Genomic DNA, 18,252 nt, shown 5'->3' on the forward strand with positions numbered 1-18,252 from the left:
ATATGAACAAATACTCATATATAGTTTTATCCAAGGGAGATGAGTCATTTGAGTACGGCAGAGGGGCAAGTGAAACGCCAGTGGATGCTCGAAGGGCTGGACTGCGCAAATTGCGCCATGAAAATTGAGAATAAGGTTAAAAAAATCGAGGGCGTATCCTCCTGCTCCGTCAACTTCACAATGAAAATGATGACCCTGGAGACCGCCGCCTCCGAGGCTGAGACGATCTCAGAGCAGGCGCGGCAGACGGTACTATCTCTAGAACCGCATGTGAAGCTCAGGGAAATGAAGACCGGAGCTATCCGGAAGCCGCTGCAGTCCGGCAGCTTCCGTACTGGCCATCCCGGCGAAGCAGGCGGTCATGCCCATGATGCCCATGATGATCATGATCACAGTCAGGGGAGTGCGCATCAGCATGAGGATACTTCTGGGGAAGCCCATGGCCACAGTCATGATCACGGGGCAGGCGATACACGCCGTATCCTGCTGCGGCTGGCCGGGGGCGGTCTCCTGGCTGCCGCGGGAATGTTCCTGCCAGTCGACGGAATTCCGGAGCTGCTGCTCTTCCTGGCCGCTTATCTTATTGTCGGCGGTGAGGTTGTGCTGTCAGCAGCCCGCAATATTGTCCGGGGCCAGGTGTTTGATGAGAATTTCCTGATGGCGCTGGCAACGATTGGGGCCTTTGCCATTGGTGAATATCCCGAAGGCGTCGCCGTTATGCTCTTTTATCAGGTTGGCGAGCTGTTCCAGGGAATGGCGGTTAACCGTTCGCGCCGCTCCATAACGGCCCTGATGGATATCCGGCCGGAATTCGCCTATCTCAAGGAAGGCGGCAATCTGCGCCGGGTTTCGCCGGAGGAAGTGGGGATCGGCGATGTGATCGTCGTGAAGCCGGGCGAGAAGGTTCCGCTGGACGGAACCATTCTGGAAGGCAGGGCGATGATGGACACCTCGGCACTTACGGGCGAGTCGGTGCCGCGTTCGGCTGAACCGGGTAGTCAGGTGCTGAGCGGGTTCATTAACCAGAGTGGTGTAATTACAGTGGAAGTTACGCAGACCTTTGGGGATTCGGCAGTCTCCAAAATTCTTGAGCTGGTGCAGAATGCAGCCGGAAACAAAGCAAAAACAGAAAATTTCATTACCAAATTCGCCCGTGCCTACACACCAGTAGTTGTGATTACAGCCTTGCTTCTGGCAGTCCTTCCTCCACTGGTGCTGAGCGGGGCAACCTTCTCAGATTGGATTTACCGTGCGCTGGTCTTTCTCGTCATTTCATGTCCCTGTGCGCTGGTCGTTTCCATTCCGCTCGGCTTCTTCGGAGGGATTGGAGCCGCTTCACGCAGCGGCATCCTGGTCAAGGGCAGTAATTTCCTGGAGGCGCTGAACGATGTGAAGATTGTCGTGTTCGATAAGACAGGTACGCTGACTAAAGGTCAGTTCACTGTCACGGGAATCTACCCTTCGGAAGGTTTCACCGAAGAAGAGCTGCTGCGGACGGCTGCCTATGCGGAGAGCCACTCCAGCCATCCGATTGCCGCATCCATCCGCGCGGCATATGGCAAGGAGATTTCCGGAGAAGCTACTGCCGACTACAATGAAATCTCCGGTCACGGGATTGAGGTTACAGTAGAAGGCAGAGCAGTTCTCGCCGGAAATACAAGGCTGATGAAACGTGAAGGGATTGCCTCAAGTACCCCGGCGCAGACGGGGACCATTGTTCATCTGGCCGTGGATCAGAAATACGCCGGGTATCTTGTAATTGCTGATGAGCTGAAGGAAGACTCGTTGTCAGCAATTCAAGCGCTTGAGGCGCTCGGTATCCGCAAAACCGTTATGCTGACAGGTGACACTACTGCAGTAGCTGAGGCCGTTGGTCGGCAGCTGGGAATCAGCGAGGTTCATGCCGGACTTCTGCCACAGCATAAGGTAGAGGCTATCGAGCGTTTGGAGCGCGGGAAAAGCCAGCGTGAGAAGATTATTTTTGTGGGCGACGGCATTAACGATACACCGGTGCTGGCGAGAGCGGATGTCGGGATAGCGATGGGCGGACTTGGCTCGGATGCAGCCATTGAAGCGGCGGATATAGTGATTATGACGGACGAACCGTCGAAAATTGCGGCGGCGATTGGTATTGCCAAGCGTACACGGAGTATTGTCTGGCAGAACATTATTTTCGCCCTGGCTGTCAAAGCGGTATTCCTGCTACTTGGCGCCTTCGGAATTGCAACGATGTGGGAAGCGGTATTCTCGGATGTGGGTGTCACAGTGCTTGCCGTGCTTAACAGTGTCCGGGCATTGCAGGTTCCGAATAAATTGGCATAAGCCTAAATGCAGCCGATTCGATGGAGAAGAGTATTACTGAAATCGGCGAGGGATATGCTGACAATTGCCAGAAATTCGTCGGAAAATGCCCAAATGGTTGCCGAGGCTTCCGAAGAGCAAAAGGAACTTATGAAGAAAGTGGTGACTTCAGCACAATCCCTGACGCTGATGATGTCTGAGCTGAAGATTGAAATCGAGAGATACCGGTAACTAGCAAGAATAGAAGGAAGAGCTGCAGCAGCAAGCCCCCCTATAGAATTAGGGGGGCTTGCTGTGTAGCAATCAGCCTATATTTTTTGTTCCAGGTTCAGGCTTTCGATACCGGAACGTATGATGCCGCAGGAGGCATCGAACTTCGCGAACTCCTGATCACTGAGGTTCAGCTCCAGCAGCTCCTGGATACCGCCTCCGCCGATAATTGCCGGTACACCGGCACATACATCCCGTTGCCCGTACTCGCCGTCAAGAATCGCCGAGACCGCAATGATTTTGTGCTCGTCATTCAGAATCGAGCGGGTAATATAGGCCAGCGCACTGCCGATGCCGAAATGGGTCGACCCTTTGCGGGTGAAGATTTCCCAGCCTGCGTCTTTGGTCTTGCGGGCAATATCATCCAGATCGAGGCTGCGGAACCGTTCACGGTGCTGCTCCATAATCTGTAGCAGCGGTTTGCCGCCGATCGTGACATGAGACCAGGCGACGAATTGGGACTCGCCATGCTCGCCGAGCGCGTAGCCGTTAACGCTGCGCGGATCAATCGAGAACACTTCGGAGAGCAGTGTCTTTAGGCGTGAAGAGTCAATGGAAGTACCGGTTCCGATAATCCGGTGGCGCGGCAGGCCGGAAATTTTCCATACCATATAAGTAACTATATCGACCGGATTGGCAGCCACCACAAAGATGCCGTCGAATCCGCTGGCCATTATTTCCGTAATAATTTCCCTGGTTATGACAGCAGCGTCGTCCAGAACATCCAGTCTGGTCTGGCCAGGCTTGGGATTAGCTCCGGCGGTCAGAATGACAACATCCATATGGCCGCAATCACTGGCGGTGCCAGCATATACTTTGGTCCGTGTACCTGTGAAATCCATGCAATGCGAGAGGTCAAGCGCTTGTGCCATGGCGCGGTCATAGGTGCGGTCGACCATCATGATCTCATCGCATATCGCCTGATTGACCATGGAATAGGCACAGCTGGAACCTACATTGCCGGAGCCGACGATCGCCACTTTTCTCGATTTTGTTTTCAATTGCCTTGCCCTCACTCTCTAAATGTAATACCTGGCCCTCTTCTTCCCGAGATGGCAGCCATTTGGGTTGCGCCTCTAATGAAGCCTGTGGTTAAGTATGCCTACATTTTACCTTATCTTACCGCAAGTTACCTGACATCAGAATGAAAAATACCGTGCCGGCCTTCCGGTTTTTGTCACAACTAACATAGGGAGTCATCATTTTCCGGGCGGTCTATATAAATATTGTATGCAGAAAATGTGATTACGGGATAAAAGTTGACAAACATATGCTAAATTATATTGGTTGTGTGACAAGAAATAGCGGGCAAGGACGAAAAGAGCATTCATGCGCCCGTCGGGTCGATGGAATGCTCTCTTTTGTGAATAATGCAGTGCGGCTTACCCCCGTGTCTGCGGAATACGGGCCTCTGGGGGAGCCATAAGAGTGTAGCGCTTATACATGAACACCCGCCAGTGAAGGATCATACCGAAGGCCAGGATGAAGAACAGGCCGCCGGATTGCGGAACCGATACATATTGGTTGATGAACTCATGCAGTACGGTGCGGATCAGCAGCAGACCCAGCAGAATGAAGGCGAAGCTCTTGGAGCGCTGGGCGTAAATCTGGCCCTCCCGTTCCTCGAATTTGGTACTGCGCATCAGCGGATAGGCAAAAATAAACCAGCCGATCAGGAAAGCCAGCACCGCCCACCACCAGGGGAAGCGCACCTCAGGTACTACGAACATGGCAAAGCCTGTTGACATGCCGAGCGGCGGAATCCATATTTTGCGGATGGTCACCGGGCGTGAGCTTGCCTTCAGACGGATAAAAATAACCATCAGCGCCATAAACACGGCTCCCAGAGTAGAGCCCACATGCAGAAGCGAGGGGTTAATATTGCCCATGATACACGTTCCTCTCTGTGATTTGTGTCACTTATTTTTTCATTATAGCAGAAATTTCTATATATACAGAATGGGGCCGCCCAGCAATAATGAACACAATAAACCCGCCAGGGGGTCCTGACGGGTTTATTATGCAAGTATAAGTTTTAACAGGTTCAGGGTCGCTCATAACCATGCAGATTAAGAGCGGCTGCGTCCGCCGACCGAACGAAGGATCAGGCTGACGATAAAGATCAGGACGATCGCACCGATAAGTGAAGGGAAGACATAGAAATCACTGATCTTAGGTCCCCAGCTTCCCAGCAGCATACCGCCGAGCCATGAACCAAGAATACCGGCAATGATGTTACCGATAATACCTCCCGGAATATCTCTGCCCATAATCAGGCCTGCCAACCAACCAATCACGCCACCGACAATCAACATCCATAATAAACTCATGATGCTTCAGCTCCTTTGTATGTGTTTGTGTTTCTTCGATGGTTACTATTAACCCTCGACTCGTACGTTTAAACCATGTGAGAAATTTTGTAGTGATGCATATTTTGTATATTAGTATGCCCTAAAAATGGCTGTTTAACACGGTTCATGTGCCGGGTATATAAACATGTTATAGTGAAAAAGGAACGCGGATGTGAGTGAACACTCCACTGTAGAGGGTATACATAAGTAAAGGGAAATAAGCCTATGCGCTACTTACTATAAAAGGGGATACTGCCATGCACCAGCCTAATGAAGTATTGTTTTACATTGGAACCTACAACTCTAAAGAAGAAGATGCTATCCTGCTGGGGGCCCTGGACAAGGAAACAGGGGAAATGCGGGTACTGAACGGTACAAAGGGCATCGAGAATCCGTCGTATCTGGCTTTAAACCGTTCGGGCTCCGTACTCTATGCGGTAAGCGAGCAGGATGAGGGAGAGGTTCATGCCTTTGCCGTGGAAGAAGGTACCGGGGCGCTGAATCCGCTGGGCGGCAGACGAACGGAAGGCGGAGCACCTTGCTATGTCTCCATAAGTCCGCAAGGCGATTACATATTCGTAGCCAATTACATGGGAGGCAATGTGAATGCCTTTCCGGTGAATACCGATGGTTCACTTGGAGAGATGTCTGCCCAGGTAAGGCATGAGGGTTCAGGAATCCGCCAGGACCGGCAGGAAGCGCCGCATCCCCATTCGGTTATTCCTGACAGTACCGGCGGGCGTGTGCTGGTCTGCGATCTTGGCATTGATCAGGTGCTGTTCTACCGTGTCGAGGACGGCAAGCTGATTACGCACCGTGAGGTGAATCTGCCGCCGGGCGCGGGACCGCGGCACTTGGCCGTGCATCCGTCGAAGCAGTGGATCTATCTGATAAATGAACTGGACAGCACCATTACTGTCTTTGCCAATGATGAACAGAACGGGGACCTCAAAGTATTGCAAAGCCTCAGTTCATTGCCGGAAAATTATACTGCCGGCAGCGATGATACTGCTGCGGATATCCATGTCTCTCCATGCGGACGGTTCCTTTATGCGTCTAACCGCGGCCATGACAGTGTGGGTTTATTCTATATAGACGCTAAGACAGGGCTGCTGGAGTCTGGCGATTGGGTGATATCCGGCGGGCGGACCCCGCGTAATTTCACAATTATCGGCGGCATGCTGCTTGCGGCCAACCAGAACAGCAACAATATCGTATCGTTCAGAATCGACAGGGAGAGCGGACGGCTGATTCCTACCGGCAACGAACTGGAAGTTACTGCACCGGTCTGCCTGACCCCCGTGCAGCTGATATAGAATAAGGGTCTCCCTTAGCAGCCTTTGCGGCTGTTAGAGAGACCCTTAATTTATAATTTGCACAGACAGCTATTTCACTCCGCCATCTATATTCTCTTCTCCAGTATAAAATCCGATATCATCGAGCATAATTTTATCGCCTGCTTCCTGCAGATAGAAGGTTATTCCGGCCAGCTCATCCGGGTTCAGGCGGGGTTCTTCCTCAAGGAAGCTTTCGAATGGCAGCTCATAGGTCTGGAAGATTGCCTCCGAAAGGTCCCCGTATTTACCGTTACTAACCCGTTCCTCAAGCCAAGGGCTTAGTGTAAACTCTGTCTGCGGCAGCGGCAGAATATCCATCACTTTGTCCAGCGGCAGGCGCGCACTTATATGATTGCTGTCAGTCAATTCAACTTCTACAGCAGGAGCCGGCGGGATATCCGCTGCTAAGACTTGAGTGCTGTCGTCTTCCAGATCATCGGCATTACGGTTCGCCATGGAGAAAGTCAGGCCGGACGCACCCGACCCGGCGACCTCCCTGGTGAGGCTGTCTTTAAGCTTGATAGCATAGGCAGCTACTTTGTTGTCTTCTCCAGCCTTGTGTTCCAGAAGGATGCCGTAGGTTGCTTTGCTCTTGGATTCCCGGTCCTTGGCGGTTTCCTCCGACCAGTCCAGACCCATAGCCGTCGCTGTGCCGCCTGTCACCGTGTTCTTATTGCGGTCCTCGTCAAAGGTAGCCACCGGGATATAGTTACCGCTCTGGAACCGGCTATAGTAAGCCGTATCCGGCAGCCACTGTGCACCGCTGCGGTAATCGCGGAACAAGTCCTGATATTCACTTTGCCCGTGCAAAGTGGCCTCCAGAAATGCCGAGACGTATACTTTGGCAATTTGCCGCTGCTTGTTACCGTCCATGATCTGCGCGCGGCTTAGGAATAAGCCGGCTGGAAGCGACTGGTCGTAGAGTCCCCAGCTTGTGTTGAACTGGCTGTGGTTGGCATCGGCGATGTAGAGCGAGCTTTTGAAGGCTGCGGAGCCGCTGGAGAAGCTGGAACGTATATACTGCCGGTCTCCGTAGAAATCGTGAACATCGCCGTCGCGTGCACCCTGCAGCGTCAGATAATTGACATCCTTCAGCCGTGCCTGCTGATCGTCGATGGCTTTATCCGTAGGAGCCAAAGCGATGACCGAAACAATATTGAACGGTTTGGTTGCTGCCAGTACAGGATCGTCCTTGAACCAGCGTGCGGCATCGGCAGCCATGGCAACTGCCTGCCCGCCGCGGCTGTGGCCCAGCAGGGCTGTATGACTGTAATCGACCTTCTGGTAGAAGAGATTTCCGGGCTGCTGCGCGAAATTCCCGATTTGCTGCAGATGCTTCAGGATCAACCAGGTCCGCACTTTGAAATCATTGTCCGGAATGCCGGACCAGGCCGAGTAATTCAGAAAGTTCTCGTCCAGAGAGACGGCGATGAACCCCCGGCTGGCCAGCTGCTCGCCTAAGTAGGCGTAACCGCCTTCTGAATAGTCCTCCATCATGTGATTGCCATGCACCATCAGCAACAGCGGAAAGGGGCCCTCCCCGTCAGGCATCCACACCTTTGCATTGACAGGAAGCGCACGGTAGTCGAATCCCCAAAAGATCGTACGGAGCTTAGGCCAATTCTTGATAAAGGCTGATGCATCGGCAGAAGCTGAGGTCAGAGTGACATCTGCGCCATACTCCTTACGGTGCAAATCTTCACCGCTGCCGTAAGTGAAATACTGATAGCTATAATCTCCCGGACTGCCGGGATTGGCTGCTTCAATAGGAACAGCATTTCCGTTTGATACAGCCGATGTATCCCGGGCGGACTCGCTGTGTCCGGTGCCGTATAACGGCAGCGGAGCCAGCAGGACGGCTATAGCCAGCAGCGTTCCGGCGATCGTCCGTCTGCTGCGCAGCAGACCGATGGACAGACCGGCTGCTCCGCCGAGCAGGGCGGCGATACCGGCCATTACGGCAGCGGCTTCAATCTCAATATCCGCATAATACAGGACTAACAGTACAGCTCCCATGGAACTCAGGAAGGTACCGGCAAACAGCCGCGGAAAGCGCAGGCCCGTTAAAGACAGCAGCAGGGCCAGAATATTGCCGGCCAGCGCCAGCACGAGAGTTCCCGCACCGGCAGCAAGTATGATATCCGCTGCGGTTCCGAGTCCTGTAGGAATGCCCAGAACAGCAAGGATAAAGGCAAGGGTCCCTATCATCCATGGACCGGCCAGTGCTGTCCTCCATAATCTTGTGTCATATACATAGGTGTCTTTGATGCGTCTTGCCATTTCCCCAAGTATGCGTTTAGGCAGCCGCGTTCGCTGCGGCTGCGGCTGCGGAACATACTCCAAATCCATCCCCATGATTCTCTCCCCCGGCAGTTGCGGTGATTTCTGTTTTTTGGCCTATAAGATGTAGCAATAATATTACTTTACAGCTTTAATAACAAGTGGGTCTTACAGGAACAGCAGCCACCTGCTTCCCGGCCGGTCTCCCAAAATACCTTGCTGCCATTTTGAAAAAAAGATTTGACAGGGTGCGGAGATTTCAGTATTATGTGTATAACCTACTAAATGGGTAGGAATAATTGAATAAATTGTTCTTACCGTACAGACGGAGGAGCGCCCGCTTGACGCAAGCAGACACGTGTCTTATTGACCGGTTTGACCTGCCATACGTGGGCCTTCTGCGTCTTTTTCTGCTACCGGAATTTCAAAGGAAGTACGGAATCATTCATTATTATTATGAGAAAACATGGGGGAGTGGTTTGGGATGAAGAAAGGGATCAAGAAGGGGCTTATCGCCGGGTTCACCTTATTACTGACGGCAGGGCTTACTGCTTGCGGAAACAATAACAATGCGAATAACAGTGCAAATGCTGCGGCAGATGCTCCGGAAGCCACCACTTCCGCAACCAATGCGGCTGCTACAGCTGAAGCGACTAAGGCGCCGGCGAAAGATCCGGTAGAGCTGCTGAATGTATCCTATGACCCAACACGCGAGCTTTATGAGAATTATAACAAGGCTTTTGCTGCTTATTGGGAGCAGGAAACCGGCCAGAAGGTAACAATTAAGCAGTCCCATGGCGGTTCCGGCAAACAAAGCCGCGCTGTCATTGACGGTCTGGAGGCCGATGTCGTTACGCTGGCACTTGGCTATGACATTGATGCGCTGCAGGAAACGGGCCTAATTAATGAAGGCTGGCAAAATAAATATGAGCATAACAGCTCACCGTACACTTCGACGATCGTATTCCTCGTTAGAAAAGGCAATCCGAAGGGAATTAAGGACTGGCCGGATCTGCTCAAGGAAGGCGTAGAGGTGATTACCCCGAATCCCAAAACCTCCGGCGGTGCCCGCTGGAACTATCTGGCGGCCTGGGGTTATGCGCTCGACCATAACAACAACGATGAAGCTAAGGCACAGGAATTTGTACAGGAATTGTTCAAGCATGTACCTGTACTGGATACCGGAGCGCGCGGCTCCACTACCACCTTTGTTGAACGGGGAATCGGCGATGTGCTGATTGCCTGGGAAAATGAGGCTTACCTGTCGATTAAGGAGCTGGGTCCGGACAAATTCGAAATTGTAAATCCTTCTGAGAGCATTTTGGCTGAGCCGCCGGTTGCGGTGGTTGACAAGATTGTCGACAAAAGAGATACACGTGAAGTGTCCGAAGCCTATCTGAAGTATCTCTACTCCGAAGAGGGGCAGACCATCGCTGCAGAGAACTATTACCGGCCTACGCTTGAGAGTGTGAAAGAGAAGGTCAAGGATCAATTCCCTGAGATCAAGCTGTTCACCCTGGCTGATAAATTCGGAACCTGGAAAGAAACACAGGAGAAGCATTTCAATGACGGCGGAATCTTTGACAAGATTTATGTGCCGGGCAGCTAAGGAAAGAACCTGCGGGGAAGGAATCCGTCAGGGGTGCTGATCGGCATAAGAGCCGAAGGCAGGAAAGGATGAATGCGTAAATGAAGGTCTCTACTACGGCTGCAGCGCAGCGCAAGGTGCTTCCGGGCTTCGGGCTTACAATGGGCTACAGCGTGCTCTACCTGAGTCTCGTTGTTCTGCTGCCGCTATCTGCGCTGCTCATAAATTCCACCGGACTGACCTGGGCTAAATTCTGGGACGTGGCCACAGACGCGCGTGTTCTGGCCTCTTACCGTGTCAGCCTTAGCACTGCGGCAGCAGCAGCTTTAACAGATGCTTTTTTGGGTCTGCTGATGGCATGGGTGCTAGTACGCTATGAGTTTCCGGGCAAACGGATTTTTGATGCCCTGATCGATCTTCCGTTCGCGCTGCCGACCGCCGTAGCGGGTGTATCACTTACGGCACTTTATTCCCAGAATGGCTGGATCGGCTCCCTGGTGGAGCCGCTCGGGCTGAAGGTGGCATTCACGCCGCTCGGCATTACGCTGGCGCTGATGTTTATCGGTATTCCATTCGTGGTCCGTACCGTTCAACCGGTGCTGGAGGATCTGGACCGGGATATGGAGGAGGCTTCGGCGACGCTGGGCGCCGGACGGTGGCGGACGTTTCTGCGGATCATCCTGCCTGAATTGCTGCCTGCGCTGCTTACCGGGTTCGCTTTGGCTTTTGCCAGAGGGATCGGTGAATACGGGTCCGTGGTCTTTATCTCCGGCAACATGCCGATGCGGACGGAAATTGCCCCGCTGCTGATCATGACCAAGCTGGAACAATTCGACTATGCCGGCGCTACGTCGGTAGCACTGTTGCTTCTGCTGATCTCCTTCCTGATGCTGCTGGTGATCAACACCCTTCAGCGCTGGGCACGCAAGAGTTCCCGGTAGGTTGTACACTTCCTTAGCGGACTCAAGCTATTACACATATTAGGGGGAATAAACATGGCAGGTACTGTGCCCATGTATGCTCCAAAGCAGAAAAGCGGTGTATCTTCGCCCGCCACTAATGAATCCTCTGTGGTGAAATGGGTGCTGATCGCTGCCGCCGGGCTGGTACTGCTCTGGCTGATTGCCCTGCCGCTGATCGTTGTGCTGACGGAGGCGCTTAAGCGGGGCTGGGATGTCTACATTGCTGCCCTGACCGATCCGGATGCTGCCTCGGCATTGCGGCTGACCCTGCTTGTGGCGGCGATTACCGTTCCGCTCAATACGGTCTTCGGCGTGGCAGCGGCTTGGGCCGTTACTAAGTTCCGCTTCCGCGGCAAGGGGTTCCTGATTACACTGATTGATCTGCCGTTTGCTGTATCGCCGGTTATCGGGGGACTGATTTTTATCCTCGTGTTCGGCTCGCACGGATGGTTCGGCTCCTGGCTGAGCGATCATGATATCAAAATCGTCTTTGCGCTTCCCGGCATTGTGCTGGCGACTTTATTTGTAACCTTCCCTTTTGTGGCCCGGGAGCTGATTCCGCTAATGGAAGATCAGGGGACACAGGAGGAAGAAGCGGCGATTACACTGGGCGCACGCGGCTGGCAGATTTTTTTTCGTGTGACATTGCCCAATATTAAATGGGGCCTGCTCTACGGGATCATTCTCTGTAATGCGCGGGCAATGGGAGAATTCGGCGCGGTGTCCGTAGTATCCGGGCATATCCGCGGAGAGACGAATACACTGCCGCTTCATGTCGAGATTCTGTATAACGAGTACCAGTTCTCCGCATCTTTTGCGGTCGCTTCACTGCTCCTGATGCTGGCCCTGGTCACGATGATCATCAAAAGCTGGCTTTTACGCAAAAATGCTCATTGACAGCTCTTTTGGTTCCATGCTAAGTTAAAGCTCAGTATACAAGTTGGATATTACGGAATTGAGCGGAAATCACCCCTGTCCGGGGAAAGGGAGGCTGGAGAATGGCTAAGCCACTGAAGGTGGATGAGGTATGGCTAACACGGATTGCAGAACTTCTGGACAACATGGAATTTGGTTCACTGCATATTGTGGTGCATGAAGGCCAAATCGTTCAGATGGAGCGCACGGAACGCAAACGTTTCGAGAACAGCGCTGCTAACCCGCGGTATAGTGTAGAAACCGGAAGCCGGCGCACCGACACCCGTTCCGCGGGACGGGGATAGAAGCTATACCCTACCAATGGACTTACTTTTTCTGCAGCAGGAATGATTGCCCCTGTCAGTATAGCGGCTTCCGGCGGGATACGATACAGAAACCAAACAGAGCAGTGATCCTCCAATGCTGGAAGAATCACTGCTCTGTTTCATTTTGTAACGCCCAGACAGGTTAATACCGCGGTCTCTGCCGGGAAGCAAAGATACCTTCAAACAGCAGGATAACGGCAGTGATGACATGCATGATCCAGCCGACGAATGGAATAAAGGCGACTATCGAAGTGACAATCCCGACGATGTTGCCGATAAATGGCCCGCGTTCCCTCATCAATATGATTACCGCAGCCGCGTGGAGCAGGAAGGCGATGCCGAGCGGTACCCAGCCATTGGCTACCACAAAGGCACCCCCGATAAACGGCAATGCCAGGAAACCTTCGTATGCAAAAGTCCCCCATTTAAATAATTTTCCTAATGATGACATGACTCCTCACCGTTCCTTTTCAGCTTAATAATGTTAGCTTTGTCTGTTATTAGTTACCCGTCTTTATGGACTGAGAATTATGCAGGTACAGTGTAGCGGATTTCTCTATAGTTTACGTCAAGATAAGCTTTACGTTTCAATTTCAGTCCTGGGTTAATCGGCCCTGCTTGATGCGGCTGCTGCTGTCGTATATATTGGTAACAGTGTGGATGCCTGCAAGCAGGCTTCTTCAGAGAACGGGGGAGAAGAGCGTGGGGATGACAGGAAAACCGGAGATACGCTATGTACCTCCCGCAGTAGAGCAGTATCTGGCCCTGCGGGTGGAAGCAGGGCTAAGTCCGATGAGTGCCGAGGGTGCAGAGGCCGGGCTTCCGCGTTCTTGTTTTGCGATAACGCTCTACGACGGGGAACTGCTTATCGGAATGGGGCGTGTGATCGGGGACGGAGGCTGTTTTTTTCAAGTTACCGATATCGCTGTCAAACCTTCCTATCAAGGGCAAGGATTAGGCAAAGTCATTGTGCGTGAAATCAGGGATTTCCTGGACACCATTCCCGCACAATCCTATGTCAGTCTTATCGCTGACGGGGAGGCCTCGAAGCTGTACGAGCAGTATGGCTTTGTTCCGGTAATGCCGTATTCGCAGGGGATGTTTCTTCGGCGGTGAGGTTAATAATTATGATAGATGACAGGCAGAGGCAGACCCCACATTGTGGGGTTATTTTTACCTGATTACAGGTTCAGGAAGGTGAGGAAGCAGGAATGGATGTTGTGGTGTTTGGTGCTTCAGGAAGAATAGGGAAAGCGATTGTACAGGAAGCATTAAAAAGAAAACACGAGGTGACCGCTGCTGTCCGCAATCCGGAATCCATAGATCTGCAGCATGAGCGTCTGCAGATTGTGTCCGCAAATATTCTGGATCCGGCATCGGTGGCTGCAGCGGTAACGGGCCACGGGGAAATTATCAGCGCCTTCGGACCCGGCCCCGGGCAGGAGAATGATCTGCTCAGGGCGGCAGAATCACTGCTGGAGGGGATGCAGCAGGCCGGTGTAGCACGCCTGATTATTGTTGGCGGGGCAGGCAGCCTTAAGACGGAGTCTGGTGAATGGCTGATGGATACGCCCGGGTTCCCGGAGGAATTCCGGCCGCTGGCTGCTGCCCATGCGCATGCCTATGAAATCTATAGGGGCTCAGAGCTGGATTATACGTACATCAGTCCGCCCGCTGCCATTATCTCCGGCCGCCGGACCGGCATGTTCCGGATTGGCCTAGACCGGCTGATTACGGATGAGGACGGGAAGAGCAGCATCAGTGTGGAGGATTTTGCGGTAGCTGTGGTGGATGAGCTGGAGGAAGGCAATTTCAGCCGTGAACGGTTTACTGTAGCTTATTAAGCTCGGCGGACCGGGGAAGATATAACAAGGAATGGTTTGGATAGGCAGGGATTCTGTCCCGGCGGATAGGGGTAAGGCTTATTGCATAATATGCTGTAAGGCTTACCCTTTTATTTAAAGTGGGGTTGCATGTTGATTAATGGATAAGAGTAAGACGAAGTACCGTGCGGCTGGCACAAGGGAGCTCTCTGCAAATCACTGAAACGAGAACAATCTACGGAAAAGTGGGAGTGGAAGGGCTGAGGTGAAGTAGTGGGCTACAGAGTCCTACCACTAATTTTTTCCGGGCAACGGGGAGAGAACGTAGTAGATTTTCTCCCACTAATTTCTTCTAGGGGGGATGGGGAGAGGACCGTATTTGATTTCCTCCCACTAATTTCTCCCCTTTGGATCAAAATCAGCGTTACTTGGGAAATTAGTTTGAGGTTTTCCATTTGAAGTCCGATCTAAGTCGAAAACGAGTGAATTAGTTGGAGTTTTTCCACTATAGCTGGACACAGTCCTTCAGGGCGATGAACCGCTGCACGCCAATACTCGCTTTGATTATTTTTCTATTGTTTTGATTCTTGTGTGTGTTTTAGTTCATCTTTAAGCTAATCAACAGGTCTGCACATTGTGCAGCGGAAGGGATGGGAACAATGGATCTAGTCACTGCGGAGCAAATGCGGCAGCTGGACCGCATGACGATAGAGAAGCTGGGCATTCCGGCAATTGCGCTTATGGAGAACGCCGGACGGGCGATTGCCGAGGAAGTGATTGCGCTCTGCCGGCGCGGAGGAAGTGCACATGGTGAGCGGGCTGGCCGGAGCGGGAGCGGAGGAGTAGGCGGAAGCGGCCGGAGCGGCTGGAGCGGAAGCGGCGATGGCAGTGAGGATGGCGGTTCGAGCGAAAGCGGCTGGAGTGGCTGGAGCAGGAGCGGCGAGAGCCGTGAGGACGGTGGTGCGAGCGGAAACAGCGGCGAGGATGGAGCTGGGCGGAGAGGTGAGTGCGGGCCTGGAGCTGAGCGGATCAGGGGCGGGAACGGTGGCGTGGGCGGTCCGGCGGTCCTGCCGCCGGGCTTTGCGGTCAGCGGCGACCGGGCGCTGACCCTGGACGCTTCCGGCGAGCATTGGCTGATCCTCGCCGGCAAAGGCAACAACGGCGGCGACGGCCTCGCCGCCGCCAGGTACCTGCGTGAGGCGGGGATCGCCGTCACGCTGGTGTACGCGGCCGCGCCGGAGTCGCTGGCCGGCGAAGCGGCCGTGCAGCGGGACGCCGCAGCGGCCATGGGGCTGCCGGCCGTAGTCTACGGCCGGGACGTCATTGACTTTGCCGCCTGCAGCGGCATCGTCGATGCGCTGCTCGGCACCGGCAGCGCAGGCGCCCCGCGCGGTGCCTATGCGGCCCTGATTGCCGCCGCGAACAGCAGCGGCAAACGAATTGTGTCCGCGGACATCCCGAGCGGGCTGAACGCGGACACGGGCGAGCTGCATGAGCCGTGCATTCATGCAGCAGTGACAGTATGCCTCGCGTTTCTCAAGCGGGGCCTGGTGCAGTATCCCGGCGCGGGAGCCGCCGGGCAGGTCGTGGTCCGCTCCATCGGCATCCCTGCTGCCTCGGCCCGGGAGGCCGGGGTGCAGGCCAGCCTGCTGACCCCGGAAGTGCTGCGGACACGTCTGGGGGTCGACGTGTCGCGCCGCCGCTCGCCCGAAGGCCACAAGGGCACTTACGGGCATGTCCTGCTGGCGGCGGGAAGCCTTGCGATGAGCGGCGCGGGTCTGCTCGCGGCCCGGGCCGCGCTGCGGGCGGGCTGCGGTCTGGTGACCTGGGCGCTGCCGGACAAGCTGCTGCCTTATGTAATCGGTGCCGCACCGGAGATCATGCTGGCCGCGGCCGGCGGCCGGGAGGACGGCACCTGGAATGCGGGAACCGCTGCGGAGGTGCTGCGGCTCGGCGCAGTACGTGATGTGACCGCCACCGGTCCCGGCCTGGGCCGGTTCGAAGGGGACGGGGAATGGCTCCGCATGCTGTGGGAAGGTACCCAGGGACCGCTGGTACTGGATGCCGATGCCCTTAACATCCTGGCGGACTGTGACTATTCGGCCTGGTCCTGCCCCGGCCGGCCCGTCATTCTTACGCCGCATCCAGGGGAGATGGCACGGCTTGCCGGACTGACTACAGCGGAGGTGCAGCGTGACCGGATCGGTCTGGCACTGGCTTATGCCACGCAGCACGGTGTAGTGCTCGTGCTGAAAGGAGCGCATTCTGTCATTGCCACACCTGACGGAGAAGCCTATGTGAATATCACAGGCCATCCGGGAATGGGTACAGGCGGAGCGGGCGATGTTCTGACAGGGATTATTTCTGGCCTGTTGGCGCAAGGCCTCAATGCCGTTCAGGCAGCGGTCTTCGGTGTGTATCTGCACGGACTGGCAGGGGAACGGGCGGCAGGCGCGAGAACCCATCCGGCGGGTTTAATCGCCGGGGATATCATCGAAGCGCTTTAAGCAGCGGCTTACACCAGCACAAGGCAGAGCAGCGGTACGAACAGCGCGAATACGGGCAGCAGCAGCGGATAACGTTCGCCGGACAGCTGGGCAAGCCGGAACAGCAGCAGCACCCCTATACCGTAGAGGGCACAGGTCTGTGCGTCTCCGCCTTGCTCTGAAGCCAACCATAAGCCGGCGCCGAATCCGGCAGCAGCATACATTACAAGGGAAGGGCCGAGGGATGAGGAGCGGAACATGCGCAGGAGGGCGTCTGCAATGAGCGCGGCCGGCAGCCCGTAGGCATAAACGGCGTAGGGCACGGAAACCGGCCAACCCTTCGGCACCCCGTCTGTATGCGGCAAACCAAGCAGTACAAGCGACACCAGCATGAAAGTCAATCCGGCAGCGGATAACTTGGACAGTGCATACATACCTGCAGACAGCCGGACAGAGGGTAGATCGTACTCTTTGATTTTGTTCATCTGATAACGTCCTTTCAGGTTAGGTGAACGGCGCTGCCGGACTCAGCAGAGTACCCGGCGGTTTTTTTAATGTGCAGATTCAAACGGTCTAAACCGCCCTCCCACGGATCAGCTGGTGACCATGTCCCCGCCGTTAACATGAATGCAGGTGCCGGTTACATAGGTAGAATCCGGTCCGGCCAGATAGACATAGGCTCCGGCAAGCTCATAGGGTTGTGCGGCCCGCCCCAGCGGGGTATCTGTTCCGAATATGCTGACTTCGGCAGCGGAATAGCTGGAAGGGATGAGCGGGGTCCACACCGGACCTGGAGCAACGCTGTTGACCCGGATTCCGGTATCTGCAAGCGACAGGGCTAGAGAGCGTGTGAAGGTGACGACTGCACCTTTGGTGGACGAATAGTCAATCAGCTTCTTATTGCCCTGGTAAGCGGTAATGGAGGCGGTGTTGATGATGGACGCTCCCTTGTTCAGATGCGGCAGTGCAGCCTGAGTCAGGAAAAAGTAAGGAAAAACATTGGTCTGATAGGTCTGGTACAGCTGCTCTTCGGTGATATCCAGAATGCTCTCCTGCGGATACTGCACAGCAAGATTGTTGACCAGAATATCCAGCCGGCCAAAGGTCCGTACCGTCTGCTCCACCGCCTGGAAGCAGTTTTGCCTATACCGTAAATCGGTTTCAATCCGCAGGCAGCGGCGGCCAAGCTGTTCAATACGCTGTGCTGTGACCTCGGCGTCCGAGGCTTCATACAGATAGGCAATGGCCACATCCGCCCCTTCTTTGGCAAAAGCGATAGCCGCCGCCTTGCCGATCCCGCTGTCTCCGCCGCTGATAAAAGCAACCTTGCCCTGCAGCTTGCCGCTACCGCGGCTGTCCGGGTCTTCACTGATGGGTCGGGGATTCATCAGGCTCTCCAGGCCGGGCTGGCGGTCCTGGTGCTGGGGCGGGAAGGCGATCGGCTGCTTGCGGCATACCGTCTGTTCCCCGTAATAGGGGTAAGTAGGATTCATTGCGTGATACTCCTCCTTGCGCACTGTCTGGTTTGTATATTTTTATGCATACGCCCAGAGAAGCGTGCGCTCACTGCCGGTGCAGGCTTATGGAAGCAGTGGCCGGAGCAGCACTCTTGT

Annotated in this window: 17 protein-coding genes; 10 read left to right on the forward strand and 7 right to left on the reverse strand. The window is 54.5% G+C overall.

Translation table 11 applies throughout. The features are described from left to right. The first annotated feature begins 48 nt into the window (after positions 1-48). A complete protein-coding gene (locus L6H70_RS19345) occupies positions 49-2,322 on the forward strand; it encodes a heavy metal translocating P-type ATPase (RefSeq protein WP_236335679.1) in 2,274 nt (757 codons plus the stop codon). A gap of 6 nt (positions 2,323-2,328) precedes the next feature. Next, positions 2,329-2,532, forward strand: a complete 204-nt coding sequence (locus L6H70_RS19350; RefSeq protein WP_236335681.1) for a hypothetical protein — start codon at positions 2,329-2,331, stop codon at positions 2,530-2,532. 77 nt (positions 2,533-2,609) lie between these two features. Here L6H70_RS19350 and L6H70_RS19355 read toward each other — a convergent pair whose 3' ends face one another. From L6H70_RS19355 to L6H70_RS19365, 3 genes are all read right to left on the reverse strand, one after another. Beyond that, positions 2,610-3,572: an L-lactate dehydrogenase gene (locus L6H70_RS19355; protein ID WP_236335683.1), complete on the reverse strand. Its 963-nt coding sequence runs from the start codon at positions 3,570-3,572 to the stop codon at positions 2,610-2,612. A gap of 381 nt (positions 3,573-3,953) precedes the next feature. After that, on the reverse strand, positions 3,954-4,460 hold the full coding sequence (locus L6H70_RS19360) for a CcdC family protein (RefSeq protein ID WP_236335685.1): 507 nt from the start codon (positions 4,458-4,460) through the stop codon (positions 3,954-3,956). A gap of 180 nt (positions 4,461-4,640) precedes the next feature. Further along, complete coding sequence (locus L6H70_RS19365) at positions 4,641-4,901, reverse strand: GlsB/YeaQ/YmgE family stress response membrane protein (RefSeq protein WP_054943165.1); 261 nt, start codon at positions 4,899-4,901, stop codon at positions 4,641-4,643. A 278-nt stretch (positions 4,902-5,179) separates the two neighbouring features. Between L6H70_RS19365 and L6H70_RS19370 the strand changes: the two genes are divergently transcribed. Further along, entirely contained in the window at positions 5,180-6,238 is a 1,059-nt protein-coding gene (locus L6H70_RS19370; protein ID WP_236335686.1) for a lactonase family protein, read from the forward strand. A 69-nt stretch (positions 6,239-6,307) separates the two neighbouring features. Here L6H70_RS19370 and L6H70_RS19375 read toward each other — a convergent pair whose 3' ends face one another. Next, entirely contained in the window at positions 6,308-8,614 is a 2,307-nt protein-coding gene (locus L6H70_RS19375) for an alpha/beta hydrolase (RefSeq protein ID WP_236335687.1), read from the reverse strand. Between the two features lie 409 nt (positions 8,615-9,023). On the opposite strand from L6H70_RS19375, the gene L6H70_RS19380 reads away from it, so the two are divergent. From L6H70_RS19380 to L6H70_RS19395, 4 genes are all read left to right on the forward strand, one after another. Further along, complete coding sequence (locus tag L6H70_RS19380; protein ID WP_236335688.1) at positions 9,024-10,148, forward strand: sulfate ABC transporter substrate-binding protein; 1,125 nt, start codon at positions 9,024-9,026, stop codon at positions 10,146-10,148. 80 nt (positions 10,149-10,228) lie between these two features. Further along, positions 10,229-11,068 carry a sulfate ABC transporter permease subunit CysT gene (cysT, locus tag L6H70_RS19385; RefSeq protein WP_236335689.1) on the forward strand — a complete coding sequence of 280 codons (840 nt, stop codon included), beginning with the start codon at positions 10,229-10,231 and terminating at the stop codon, positions 11,066-11,068. 54 nt (positions 11,069-11,122) lie between these two features. Continuing rightward, complete coding sequence (gene cysW / locus L6H70_RS19390) at positions 11,123-11,986, forward strand: sulfate ABC transporter permease subunit CysW (RefSeq protein ID WP_236335690.1); 864 nt, start codon at positions 11,123-11,125, stop codon at positions 11,984-11,986. Positions 11,987-12,087: 101 nt separating this feature from the next. Continuing rightward, entirely contained in the window at positions 12,088-12,309 is a 222-nt protein-coding gene (locus L6H70_RS19395) for a YezD family protein (RefSeq protein ID WP_236335691.1), read from the forward strand. 163 nt (positions 12,310-12,472) lie between these two features. On the opposite strand, the gene L6H70_RS19400 is transcribed toward L6H70_RS19395, so the two are convergent. Further along, a complete protein-coding gene (locus L6H70_RS19400) occupies positions 12,473-12,781 on the reverse strand; it encodes a hypothetical protein (protein ID WP_236335692.1) in 309 nt (102 codons plus the stop codon). 257 nt (positions 12,782-13,038) lie between these two features. On the opposite strand from L6H70_RS19400, the gene L6H70_RS19405 reads away from it, so the two are divergent. The 3 genes from L6H70_RS19405 to L6H70_RS19415 all read left to right on the forward strand — a co-directional run bounded on the left by L6H70_RS19405 (position 13,039) and on the right by L6H70_RS19415 (position 16,660). Next, entirely contained in the window at positions 13,039-13,446 is a 408-nt protein-coding gene (locus tag L6H70_RS19405) for a GNAT family N-acetyltransferase (protein WP_236335693.1), read from the forward strand. Positions 13,447-13,541: 95 nt separating this feature from the next. After that, complete coding sequence (locus L6H70_RS19410; protein ID WP_236335695.1) at positions 13,542-14,174, forward strand: NAD(P)-dependent oxidoreductase; 633 nt, start codon at positions 13,542-13,544, stop codon at positions 14,172-14,174. 638 nt (positions 14,175-14,812) lie between these two features. After that, positions 14,813-16,660, forward strand: a complete 1,848-nt coding sequence (locus L6H70_RS19415) for an NAD(P)H-hydrate dehydratase (RefSeq protein ID WP_236335696.1) — start codon at positions 14,813-14,815, stop codon at positions 16,658-16,660. Positions 16,661-16,668: 8 nt separating this feature from the next. Here L6H70_RS19415 and L6H70_RS19420 read toward each other — a convergent pair whose 3' ends face one another. Together L6H70_RS19420 and L6H70_RS19425 are read right to left on the reverse strand one after the other, a co-directional pair. Next, a complete protein-coding gene (locus L6H70_RS19420) occupies positions 16,669-17,124 on the reverse strand; it encodes a hypothetical protein (RefSeq protein ID WP_236335697.1) in 456 nt (151 codons plus the stop codon). Positions 17,125-17,232: 108 nt separating this feature from the next. Next, entirely contained in the window at positions 17,233-18,132 is a 900-nt protein-coding gene (locus L6H70_RS19425; RefSeq protein ID WP_236335699.1) for an SDR family oxidoreductase, read from the reverse strand. Between the last annotated feature and the right edge of the window lie 120 nt (positions 18,133-18,252).

Source organism: Paenibacillus auburnensis, from assembly GCF_927798115.1.
Taxonomy (GTDB): domain Bacteria; phylum Bacillota; class Bacilli; order Paenibacillales; family Paenibacillaceae; genus Paenibacillus_AQ; species Paenibacillus_AQ auburnensis.